Here is an 11,131-nt window from a genome sequence, read left to right as displayed (position 1 = left end):
AATACTTTCCAACCATCCACTGCAAAAATCACGGCTGTCCCGGCCGCAGTCATGACGTTGTCCGGCAGACAGGCCTTCCGGACATAAAAACAGCCGCCCAAGGCGGCTGTTTTCACCGATCAGTTTTGTCTACAGCTGTTTCAGCTCCTGAATCTCCTCTTCCGTTAAGTACCGCCACGCCCCGCTTGGAAGTATTCCCAGCTCCAGGGTATGCTCCTGCACCCGGCGCAGCCGCCGGACCGACAGTCCGCAGGCGGCGCACATCCGCCGGACCTGCCGGTTCTTTCCCTCGTGAACCGTGACGGACAGCTCCGCCGTCCTTCCCGCGGTCCTCAGCACCGACACCTGGGCAGGACGAATGGGCTCGCCCTCCAGATCCGTCAGGGCAGACAGCCGCTCTGCCGCGCCCTCCACTGCCCCGGATACCGAGACATGGTACGTCTTGGAAACCTCATGACTGGGATGGGTCATTCGCTGGGCCAATTCTCCATCGTTGGTCATCAGCAGCAGCCCCTCGGAGTTCAGGTCCAGCCGGCCCACCGGATAGACCCGGGCGCCACAGTCTTTTACCAGGTCCGCCGCCGTACGGCGGCCCTTTTCATCAGAGAGCGTGGTCACATAGCCCTGGGGCTTGTTCAGCATCAAATAGACCGGCGCGGCTCTGGACCCAAGCCGCCGGCCGTCCACGCATATCTTGTCCCGCTCCGGGTCCGCCCTCTGTCCCAGCGATGCAGGGAGCCCGTTGACTGTCACCCGTCCGGCGGTGATATAGTCCTCTGCCGTCCGCCTGGAGCAGACCCCCGCGGCGGAGAGAAGTTTTTGCAGCCGCTCTTCCATCTCTTGTTATCCTCACTCCAGCAATCCCGTCTTCAGGGCGCTCATGGCAGTCTCCAGCTTCGGCGGTACTGTCTTTTCACACAGCAGGTCAACCCGGCCTATCTCCGCACCATCCAACGTGAATACCGCCTGGCCCGCTACCGTACCGGACAGCACCGGTGCGGTCAGGGGCTTGCTCAACTCGATCCGGGTCTCCAGCCTCTCCCCCGCTCCCACGGGCCAGGAAAAGCTGGAGGCTGCCGCCAGCGGCACTGTGCCAGACAGACCGCCCTGGATATCAGCCGTCCCAATCGTGTGTCCCAATACCGCCGCCCGCTGGGCGGGATAGGCGGAAAAACCATACTCAAAGAGCGCCTGGTGGTCCGCCCAATCATTGCCGTCCTGGAGCGTCACCGCCACTAGACGCTGTCCGTCCCGCTCTGCGCAGCTGACCAGCGTCCGTCCCGCCGCCCGGGTATACCCGGTCTTCAATCCAATGCAGCCTTCTACATAACTCAGAAGTTTGTTGTGGTTGGTCATGGTACGCCCGCCGGCGGTCACCGTCCGGGTGGAGGCAATACGCACCAGCGTCTCGTTCTGCACCGCCGCACAGGCCAGACGGGCCATATCCCTGGCGGTGGAGTAGTGGTTCTCATGATCCAGACCGTTGGGATTTGCAAAGGAGCTATGCTCCATCCCCAGCTCCCTGGCGGTCTCATTCATCAGCGCCACAAATCCCGTCTGACTGCCGCCCACATGGCCCGCAATAGCCACGGCGGCGTCATTTCCGGAACAGAGCATCAAGCCATAGAGAAGCGTCTCCAGCGTCAGCTCTTCTCCCTCTTTCAGATACATGGAGGACCCCTCGGTCAGCGTGGTCTCATGATTTATGGTAACCACATCTCCCAGATTTCCCTCCCGGATCGCCACCAGCGCCGTCATGATCTTGGTAGTGCTGGCAATCAGCATTTTCGCGTCGGCATTTTGCTCGTAGAGCACCCGTCCGCTGTTCACATCCATCAAGATGGCGGATGTAGCGGAGGTGCTCACCGCATGTGACCGGCAGGGAAAAACAGCAGACAGCAACATGACCGCCGTCAAACAGCAGAGTATACGCTTTGGCAAGAACCATCACCTCATTTTTCACGGTGATGGTAGTATACCCCCATTACTCCAAATCTTTTTCTTCTTTTTTGTCGAAAAATTTTTCCACACGATCCAGCACGTCCGGAACCATTTCCACCACACGGTCTACGGTGGACACCGGCGGCACCGCCACCGGCAGCACCCGGGTAATACCGTCCTTGATAACTAGAAATGCCACCGGAGCAATGTTCACCCCCGCGCCGCTGCAGCCGCTAAAGCTCTTCGGCTGTACCTTTCCGTAGTCTCCGCCGCCACAGCCAAAACCCAGGCTGACCCTTGAGATCGGGATCAGGGTCACGCCGTCCGGCGTGGTGATGGGCTGGCCCACGATGGCGTTAGTGTCCGCCAGTTCCCGGACCTTCTCCATGGCGGAGCGCATCAGATCATTGAGAGGTGTCTTCTTTTCCATATTATTCTCCATACTGAAACCTTCCTTCCCTTATGCGGCCCTGACTCCGGATTCCTCCGGCGCGGACAGCTGCTTCTTCCGGTGTTTTCTCATATAACGCAGGAACCACCGCAGGGCCGGGACAGCAATCCCAAACCCGATGGCCAGCGCCGTGCCGATGCGGATCGTAATCCCCAGTGTCCCCTCCGCCCGCGTTTTCTCCGCGTCAAAATCCGCCTCCGTATGAATGCGGGGGGTTGGGATGTCCAGCAGCTGCTCCAGCACAGGCATTCCCGTCCAAACAGCAGCGTTGATCTCGCCGTAGAGCTTTCCCGCGGCGGCCGGGTCCTCCTGTCCGCCGATCACCAGCGAGAGGCACAGGGGATCAATACGGATCCCCCGGCGGGTACGGTTCAAGGCCTTTTTCAGCGGCGGTCCCAATGTTTTGAGCACATCCTGTATATCCGCCAAAGAGGGCTTTGGAAATGATTTCTTTTTTCTTCCCGCTTTGGTCCTCTTCCCCTTTTCTCTTTTAGGCTTTTTTGTTTTCGGGGCCTCTTTCTTTCCGGGGACGATCTGGAAACGGAGCCAGCCCAGCTTTACATCCACGCGCACCGTGTCTTTTAGCGTGACCAGCACACCGGCCCTCGTCCGGCAAAGCAGCAGGATCAGCAGGGTCAGAATGCCCAGTACCCAACGCCAGATCACAGGCAGCCCCCCTCTCCAGAAATTCACTGGTCCTCATTCTACGGCAAAAACTTACAGGTCCTGCCCCGGGCTGTCTTTGCCCTCCGGCGGGCATTCACCGCTCTCCTCCGGTTCGATCTCCGTATCAACTACCTCGCCGTTCTCGTTGAGGCGCATCTGCCCCTCCACGCCGAAGTCCGGCAGCTCCGGCAGATCCTCCAGATTGGTCAGGTGAAAAGCCCGCAGAAACTGCTTGGTGGTGCGGTAGAGGCGGGGCCGTCCCGGCACCTGGAGCCGTCCGCACTCCTCGATCAGCTTCCGGTCCAGCAGCAAACTCATGGTATAGGAACTGTCTACCCCGCGGATCTGGTCCACATAGGCCCGGGTGGTGGGCTGGTAGTATGCAATGATGGTCAATACCTCCAACGCCGGCTGACTGAGCTTGGCCGGCTTGCGGATCTCAAAGGCCCGGCGAACGGCGTCGGCATGGTCCGGAGCGGAGCACAGCTGCCAGCTGTCCTCAATATGCAGCAGCCGGATGCCCCGGCGCTCGTAGGCGTAGTAATCCATCAGCCTCTGCAAGGCCTGTTCCGCTGCGGGCCGCTCCAGCCCAAGGGCTACGCAGACCCGCTCTGTCTGCACAGGTTCGCCGGAGGCGAACAAAATCGCCTCCACGGCGGATTCGATCTCTTTTGTCTCCAAGGTTTCCAAATTTATACTCCATTTCCGAAATATTGATTATTTTGTCTCCTATATTGTCAGATCTTCCGGCCACTCACCTTCTTGCCGGACAGTGCACTCCGTCTCAGAGCCGCTCAGCCGCAGCACATGGGCGCGACACAGCTCCAGCACCGCCAAGAAGGTGGCCACCACCTCGCTGCGGCTGCGGTTTCCGCGGAACAGCATCTGGAACCGGGTGACGCCGAATTGCTTCAGCCGCTGCAAAATCTCACGTGCCTTATTTTCTACCGGGTATGGCTCGTGCTGAACGATGTCCTGAAAAGCCGTCTTAGGAGGCGGCAGCGCCCGCTCTGCCCGGTTTTGGATTTCTGCCATAGCCAAGACCAGATCTGCCTGGACATGGTCGTACTCATAGATTTTCCCCCGCTTCACAGGCTCCGGGGGCCGGGTCAGGATGTTCCGCCCGAACTCGCTCATGGGAGACAGCTGCTCCGCCGCCGCCTTGACCTGAACATACCGCTCGTTCCGGCGGCGCTCCTCCAAAGACTGGATCAGGGCGTCCATTTCGCTCTGGGCCTCCTCGTCCTCAATGGAGAGGAGCATCCGTGTCTTGATGTAAACCAGGTGGGAAGCCATAGTGACAAACTCGCTGGCCACCTCCAGGTCCATGCCCTGCCGCACTGCCAGCCACTCCAGGTACTGGTCGCAAATCAAAGAGATAGAGATGTCCTGAATCTCCATTTTGTTCTTACCAAGCAGAAACAAGATCAGGTCCAGCGGTCCCTCAAAGTCCTGCATCTCCTCCTTGGATCGGACCACTTTTTCCAGTTTGAACACAGGATTTTCCAAAGCCACACCTCAATAAAACAAGTTGAACAGACCTCTGTAGACGGTCATGATGCTCCGGCTGATGACCGCACTCCCCACGCCGGTGAAAGAGAGGAGAATCAGCGCCAGCATCCCATACCGCTCATAGCGCATGATCCGGAAATATGTCGCGTCCGGCAGCAGGGCGCCCAGGACCTTGGCGCCGTCCAGCGGCGGGATGGGCAGCAGGTTGAAAAGCCCCAGGCCCACAGACAGCGGCGCCAGAATGTACAGGCAAAACATAAACGCGGCATCCAGCGCCGAGTGGTAATATCCGGAAAGGTAAATCACTTTACTAATCCCAATTGCCAATGCTGCCAGCAGGAAATTGGAGACAGGTCCCGCCAGGGCGGTCAGCGCCATCCCCCGCTTTGGATCCTTGAAATACCTGGGATCCACCGGTACCGGCCTGGCCCAGCCGAAGCCCACCGCAAACATCATCAAAAGACCAAACCAGTTGATATGCCGCAGAGGATTCAGGGACAGCCGGTGTCTGGACCTGGCGGTGGGATCTCCCAATGCGCAGGCCGCCAGTCCGTGGCAGGTCTCATGCACTGTCAGGCACAGCAGAACTGCCGCCATACGCAGCGCGGCATCTTTCAGAGATCCCAGGTCCAGAGCGTGAAACAGGTTTTCCAGATAGTGAAGCATGAGACCTCTCCAGTCATCAAAATTCAAAATACGAGAGCATTATACCAAACATCCGCGGAAAATACAAGCCGTTGGACCAATTTATGGAATATGGCGGCAATAGGCCAGCTCCCGCACCGCTTTCCCGCCAATCACGTCTGTGCGGCATTTCCCATAAAGCCGGAAGTCCACCTTCTCATAGAAGGCCCTGGCCCGCCGGTTCTCCTCCAGCACCCAGAGAAAAATTTCCTGGTACCCCTGCCCGGCAAGAGCCGATACCGCCGCCTCCAGCATGATCAGCGTAGTCATCCCTTCACTGTCCAAATGAGCGGCCCACCCTCCCGCCAGGATGCTCTCCAGATATTCCTGGGTCAGAATATACCGGTAGGCGTATTTCCAGCTGGCTTCAAAGATCCAGCTGACGGCCAGGCGGTCGTCAGCTGCGTTCAAATGCCGGATCTCCATAGGGCCTCACTCCTCATCTCCGCGCCTTCTTCCCAGCTCGATGCCCATAATGGTATCCCGGAACCCCTTTTTCAGCTGCGCATAGGTGGCGGCGCCGTAAGCATCCTGTGGCCAGCGGGCGGCCCAGCCCTGGCGCAGTAAATCACAGAGGGTCTGGCACATGGGCTCCGGCAGCTCCAGCAGCATGGGAGAGAGATAGTCCACCGCCATCTGCTTCTCCATCACCCGAACTGCCGGACGGTTCCACGGACGCTGGCGCTTCCAGCCCGCCTCAATACCGTCCAGAATCTCTCCGGCAAGACGCTGGAGCCCCTCCTCCCCCGCCTCCCGGGCAGCTTCCAGATAGCTGGAACCAAACCGCTCCGTATAGGCCTGGAAGGCCTTTTCGTAAGTCCGCTTCCGAAAATCATCAATCCAGGGCCTCGTCTCCTGGAAGGCCCGGCAAAGCATCTCCATATCCATGGCGATACCTCCTGTTTTTTCAAAAATCCCTTATTAACCTCGTGTTGCCACTGCTTGTTTATCCAAAATAGTGCATAGCTGTCCACATAGCGGCTCCTCCTATGCCATGAAACAGCAGTATTTCGCCAATAGCAGTCACGAGAAAAATTTTCTCAATCAGGGCAAAACTCGTCCACTTCTTAATGCGAGCCTGTTTTGCCAGCAGAAGAAAAACCGCACCCATCCCTGCAGAAATGACGGGAAGCAGAGTATATTCATACTTGCTGCCCATTCGATCTGCTTCTCCCGCAAAATTGTAATGAGCGGGTATGATATCTGGAGCTAATATAAGAAACACGGCGGTTCCTGCAAATCCCAAAACAATTAGGATCACAGCAAGCCGGTATAAATGTTTCATGCGGATTTTCCTTTCGGTTCTTCAGCTTGTATGTTTATGCAATAGACATACTGGTTATTTACGCTTTTTTTACTGGCAGCGCTTAAACGGATAAGGGACTTTCAAAATTCATGCCGCCCCGGGCTTTACAACTGCCTCGGGAACAGGTATGATATGGTCAGCACACTCAAAAATCCGCAGATTGGGCTGCCTGTGAAGACAGTTCCATACGCCGGGAGGTCTTTATGCGGGAATTTACCATTGGAAAAAATGACGCCGGACAGCGGCTGGACCGCTTCGTGTCCAAGAACCTGCCCCTGCTTCCCCCCGCCCTGCTGCAAAAGTACATCCGCCTCAAACGGATCAAGGTCAACGGCAGGGGGGCCAAGCGGGATGTCCGGCTCTCTGCCGGCGATGTTTTACAATTATATATCAACGACGAGTTCTTTGACAAGCCCAACGAGGAAATTCTCTTCCTCACCCTATTTCAGCCAAGGCTGGATATCGTTTACGAGGACGAAAACCTGCTGTTGGCGGACAAGCGCCCCGGTCTGGTGGTCCACGCCGACGAAACGGAGAAGATCAACACTCTCATCAACCATATCCAGGCATACCTCTACCAGAAAAAGGAGTGGAGCCCCCGGTGGGAAAATGCCTTCGCTCCGGCCCTCTGCAACCGCATTGACCGCAACACCGGCGGCATTGTCATCGCCGCAAAGAACGCGGAAACTCTGCGGATCGTCAACAAGAAGATCCGGGACCATGAGCTGAAGAAGTCCTACCTCTGTGTCACCGTGGGCTGCCCCAGGCCGGCCGCTGGAAAAATCGAGGGATTTTTATTAAAGGACGAGGCAAAAAAGCAGGTCTCCTTCTACCGACGCCCAGTCCCCGGGGGCCGCAGCGCCGTGACGCTGTACCGGACCCTGGAGAGCCGGGGGGAGCTCTCCCTGGTGGAGTGCCGCCTCCTCACCGGACGCACCCACCAAATCCGGGTCTCCATGGCGGAGATCGGCTGTCCTCTGCTGGGGGACGGCAAGTACGGCAATGGCGATGTGAACCGGAAGTACCGCGAGACCCGGCAGGCGCTGTACTCCTACAAGCTGGCCTTCCCCCTCCCCACGGACGCTGGAATCCTGAACTACCTGCGGGGCAGGGAGTTCACAGTCCCCAGCGTTCCCTTTCGAGAGAAATATTTTCCAAAAGACTGAGAAAGTCCGCCCCACAGCAGGGCGGACTTTCCTCATTGTATCCCCAGGGCGGCGACGGCGTCCCGCATGTCCCGCCAGATTTTCAGCAGGGCGTCATACCTCCCCCACCCATCCCGGGTGAGGCGGTAGTATTTCCGCACCGGGCCGCCGGAGGCCTCCCCCTGGTACCGCTCCGTGGCCCCCTCTCGGCAGAGTTGGCGGAGGATGGCGTAAATGGCGCTCTCCTGCACGTCGGGGAACACATCGTGGAGGCGGCGCAGAAGCTCGTAGCCGTACTGGTCCCCCTGGGCCATCAGGTGAAGAAGGCACAGCTCCAGAAGGTCGCGTTTCAGCATAGGGATACCCCCGTTCCAACGAAGCCCAGGAGGGTGATGGTGATGTACCGCAGCAGAATGGGCGTCTGCCAGCCAGTGTCGGAAAATGATATGTCCATACTGGTCCACAGCGCATATATCGACAGCCCAAGAATGCACCCAGCCAGCGCCAGAATATACACCGCCTGCCAGCGGCGGTTTGTCATCCGGGCTTTTACCAGGGCGAACATTCCAATGGCCCCCATGGAAAACATATCCAACGTCATTGTCAGCCGCATAGCGTCCGCGATTTTGTAGGTCATTGCCCTCAAAATCTCCGCCGGCCCAGCTAAAATAAGCCAGGCGGCCAACCATTGAAATGCCATCCCGATCAGCAAAAGGACCAGAAGCGGTACGACCCCTTTGGGCAGGTTCCGGCTCCTTCCCTCTCCGCTCCCGCGCCGGAACCAGACCAGGGCCAGCGCCGTGCCCGCCACAAAGAATCCACCGCGAAGGGGTACGATTGTGTCGCAGAGGCCAGGGAACCACCACAGCCAATCCACGCCATACGCCTGAAACCTAAAGATTGCCATACCTGACAGCACACTCAGCACCGGCAGCACCCCCGGAAGCAGTAAACAGGCCGCCAGCACGGTAAACACCGCCAGCCACCGCCGGTAGGCTCCCGGCTGGGCCAGCTGCCGCGCGGCGCTCCAGGGACTGCCAAGGTCCCGCCGCAGTTCCTCCACGGACCTGTCCGCTATGATCTCCCGGTAGTCCTCCAGCACCTCCGCCGCCTCCGCCGGCGGCAGGCACCACCGGGCTGCCCGGGACAGCCTTAAGAGATAATCCCGCTCCATCATAACCGCTCCTTTCGCCACTACTGTAAAAAATACAGCAGTTGTTTTTATGAGTATACAGCCTCTCCCCGCGGAAGTCAATAGAACTACTGAAAAAAAATCAATAGCTGCGGACCAACAATTCCCTTGACTTTTCAGACCGCTTCCGTTATCATGCAGATATTGCTGAATTTCGACGAGAAAGGTTCCCCCTCAACAGAGAAAAGAGGCGTGATAGATGTTGTCAACATCGACGGGTGGTTCCCGGAGGTGCTGTCATAAAAAATTTACTATTGAAATGGGGGAGGATACATGTCCAAAGAGTTGATTCGCCTGCGGAACATCTGCATGGCGTTTGACGACGAACTTGTATTAAACAACATCAATCTTTACATCAATGACAAAGAATTCCTCACACTGCTCGGACCCAGCGGGTGCGGCAAGACCACCACGCTGCGGATGATCGGCGGCTTCACGACACCTACGTCGGGAGACGTCCTCTTTGACGGTGTGAGGATTAATGACGTTCCGCCCCACCAGCGGCAGATCAACACCGTGTTCCAGAAATACGCGCTGTTCCCGCACCTGAACGTGTTTGAGAACATTGCCTTCGGCCTTCGGATGCAGCGCCGTCCGGACCCCTCCGACTCGAAGAAAAGGGTGAAGATCCCCGAGGAGGAAATCCGGGAGCGGGTTTTGGAGATGCTGGAGATTATCAGCCTCAAGGGCTTTGAAAACCGCAGGCCTGACGCCCTCTCCGGCGGCCAGCAGCAGCGGGTGGCCATCGCCCGGGCTCTGGTGAACAAACCCAAGGTTCTGCTTCTGGACGAACCCCTGGGCGCACTGGATCTGAAACTCCGCAAGGACATGCAGATCGAGCTTAAACGCATTCAGCAGCAGGTGGGCATCACGTTTATATATGTCACCCACGACCAGGAGGAGGCCCTGACCATGTCGGACACCATCGTGGTTATGGACAAGGGCTCCATCCAACAGATCGGCACCCCGGAGGACATCTACAACGAGCCGAAAAATGCCTTCGTGGCGGACTTCATCGGCGAATCCAACATCATCGACGGACTGATGGTCCGGGATAAGCTGGTTCAGATGTACGGCCGCCAGTTTCCCTGCCTGGACGGCGGCTTTGAACCCAACGAGCCGGTGGACGTGGTCATCCGGCCGGAGGACATCGACATCGTTCCCGTGGAGCAGGGGCAGCTGACGGGCACCGTCACCAATGTCACCTTCAAGGGGATGCAGTACGACATCATCGTGGACTTCAAGGGCTTCAAGTGGCTGATCCAGACCACAGACCACAGCCCCGAAGGCACCCGCATCGGCATTAAGATTGACCCGGACGGCATCCATGTCATGAAGAAGAGCCAGTACTCCGGCATGTTCGGCGACTATTCCTCCTTCTCCGATGAGTACGACGATTTGGACGACGCCAGCCTTGCGCTGGATGGGGAGGAGAGCGGGGATGAAGAATAGGCTCTCCCGGCTGGCCGTCCCCTATGTGATCTGGATGGCTCTCTTTGTGGTGGCCCCCATCGTCATGATCGTGGTCTACGCCTTCACTGCCGCCGAGGGCGGCTTCACCCTGGCGAACTTCTCCCGGATGGGGCTGTACGGAGTGGTGTTCTTCCGCTCTTTCAAGCTGGCTCTGATTGCCACTGTCATCTGTCTGATTATCGGCTACCCCGTAAGCTACATGATGAGCAAGGAGGGGCCCAGGTTCCAGAGGGTGGCCATGGTGCTTATTATGCTGCCCATGTGGATCAACTTCCTGCTGCGGACCTACTCCTGGATGTCCATCCTGGAGAATAACGGCCTTTTAAACCAGCTCTTTCAGAAGACCGGCCTTATCGGCCTTTGCAACAGCCTTTTCGGAACGGAGCTCACCTACTTCCCCATGATGAACACCCAGGGCGCGGTGGTACTGGGCATGGTGTATAACTACCTGCCCTTCATGATCCTGCCCATCTACTCCGTTATCGTCAAGCTGGACGGCTCCCTCATCGAGGCCGCCCGGGATCTGGGGGCCAGCAGTCTCCATGTCTTCCGGCGGGTCATCTTACCGTTGAGCCTGCCGGGAGTCCTCTCCGGCATCACCATGGTGTTTGTCCCCTCCGTGTCCACCTTTGCCATCAGCAAGATGCTGGGCGGCGGCACGGAGATGCTGCTGGGCGACCTCATTGAGCAGCAGTATATGGGCGGCGCCTACAATCCCCAGCTGGGGGCCGCCATCTCCCTGGTGATGATGGTCATTGTCG

Annotated in this window: 15 protein-coding genes; 3 read left to right on the top strand and 12 right to left on the bottom strand. The window is 58.0% G+C overall.

The window, feature by feature from the left end; translation table 11 throughout:
* Positions 1 to 129 precede the first annotated feature (129 nt).
* The 10 genes from QZ326_RS08335 to QZ326_RS08290 all read right to left on the bottom strand — a co-directional run bounded on the left by QZ326_RS08335 (position 130) and on the right by QZ326_RS08290 (position 6,539).
* Positions 130 to 837: a pseudouridine synthase gene (locus tag QZ326_RS08335; protein WP_295743821.1), complete on the bottom strand. Its 708-nt coding sequence runs from the start codon at positions 835 to 837 to the stop codon at positions 130 to 132.
* Between the two features lie 12 nt (positions 838 to 849).
* A complete protein-coding gene (locus QZ326_RS08330; protein WP_295743818.1) occupies positions 850 to 1,941 on the bottom strand; it encodes a D-alanyl-D-alanine carboxypeptidase family protein in 1,092 nt (363 codons plus the stop codon).
* A 43-nt stretch (positions 1,942 to 1,984) separates the two neighbouring features.
* The gene (locus QZ326_RS08325) at positions 1,985 to 2,383 is read right to left on the bottom strand and encodes a GerW family sporulation protein (protein WP_295743815.1); all 399 of its coding nucleotides are present in this window, start codon (positions 2,381 to 2,383) and stop codon (positions 1,985 to 1,987) included.
* A gap of 18 nt (positions 2,384 to 2,401) precedes the next feature.
* Positions 2,402 to 3,058, bottom strand: coding sequence for a DUF2953 domain-containing protein (locus tag QZ326_RS08320; RefSeq protein WP_295743813.1), 657 nt, complete (start codon positions 3,056 to 3,058; stop codon positions 2,402 to 2,404).
* Positions 3,059 to 3,109: 51 nt separating this feature from the next.
* Positions 3,110 to 3,739 carry an SMC-Scp complex subunit ScpB gene (scpB, locus tag QZ326_RS08315; protein ID WP_295743824.1) on the bottom strand — a complete coding sequence of 210 codons (630 nt, stop codon included), beginning with the start codon at positions 3,737 to 3,739 and terminating at the stop codon, positions 3,110 to 3,112.
* 48 nt (positions 3,740 to 3,787) lie between these two features.
* Positions 3,788 to 4,555, bottom strand: coding sequence for a segregation/condensation protein A (locus QZ326_RS08310; protein ID WP_365328796.1), 768 nt, complete (start codon positions 4,553 to 4,555; stop codon positions 3,788 to 3,790).
* A 21-nt stretch (positions 4,556 to 4,576) separates the two neighbouring features.
* Positions 4,577 to 5,236, bottom strand: coding sequence for a site-2 protease family protein (locus QZ326_RS08305; RefSeq protein WP_295743807.1), 660 nt, complete (start codon positions 5,234 to 5,236; stop codon positions 4,577 to 4,579).
* 81 nt (positions 5,237 to 5,317) lie between these two features.
* On the bottom strand, positions 5,318 to 5,680 hold the full coding sequence (locus QZ326_RS08300; protein ID WP_295743804.1) for an N-acetyltransferase: 363 nt from the start codon (positions 5,678 to 5,680) through the stop codon (positions 5,318 to 5,320).
* A 6-nt stretch (positions 5,681 to 5,686) separates the two neighbouring features.
* On the bottom strand, positions 5,687 to 6,142 hold the full coding sequence (locus tag QZ326_RS08295; RefSeq protein ID WP_295743801.1) for a hypothetical protein: 456 nt from the start codon (positions 6,140 to 6,142) through the stop codon (positions 5,687 to 5,689).
* 58 nt (positions 6,143 to 6,200) lie between these two features.
* A complete protein-coding gene (locus tag QZ326_RS08290; protein WP_295743798.1) occupies positions 6,201 to 6,539 on the bottom strand; it encodes a DUF1648 domain-containing protein in 339 nt (112 codons plus the stop codon).
* Positions 6,540 to 6,763: 224 nt separating this feature from the next.
* Here QZ326_RS08290 and QZ326_RS08285 point away from each other — a divergent pair, with 224 nt between their 5' ends.
* Complete coding sequence (locus tag QZ326_RS08285) at positions 6,764 to 7,726, top strand: RluA family pseudouridine synthase (RefSeq protein ID WP_295743795.1); 963 nt, start codon at positions 6,764 to 6,766, stop codon at positions 7,724 to 7,726.
* Positions 7,727 to 7,758: 32 nt separating this feature from the next.
* Here QZ326_RS08285 and QZ326_RS08280 read toward each other — a convergent pair whose 3' ends face one another.
* On the bottom strand, positions 7,759 to 8,061 hold the full coding sequence (locus QZ326_RS08280) for a PadR family transcriptional regulator (protein ID WP_295743793.1): 303 nt from the start codon (positions 8,059 to 8,061) through the stop codon (positions 7,759 to 7,761).
* Positions 8,055 to 8,882, bottom strand: a complete 828-nt coding sequence (locus QZ326_RS08275) for a hypothetical protein (RefSeq protein WP_295743790.1) — start codon at positions 8,880 to 8,882, stop codon at positions 8,055 to 8,057. Before QZ326_RS08275 ends, QZ326_RS08280 begins: the two co-directional genes overlap by 7 nt.
* Positions 8,883 to 9,170: 288 nt before the next feature.
* On the opposite strand from QZ326_RS08275, the gene QZ326_RS08270 reads away from it, so the two are divergent.
* Entirely contained in the window at positions 9,171 to 10,349 is a 1,179-nt protein-coding gene (locus QZ326_RS08270) for an ABC transporter ATP-binding protein (protein ID WP_295743787.1), read from the top strand.
* Positions 10,339 to 11,131: ABC transporter permease (locus QZ326_RS08265; protein WP_295743785.1), on the top strand; the 793-nt coding region annotated here is incomplete at its 3' end. The genes QZ326_RS08270 and QZ326_RS08265, both read left to right, overlap by 11 nt.

This window comes from uncultured Oscillibacter sp. (assembly GCF_910587525.1).
GTDB lineage: Bacteria > Bacillota > Clostridia > Oscillospirales > Oscillospiraceae > Oscillibacter.
This window is presented reverse-complemented; position numbering and strand designations above follow the sequence as displayed.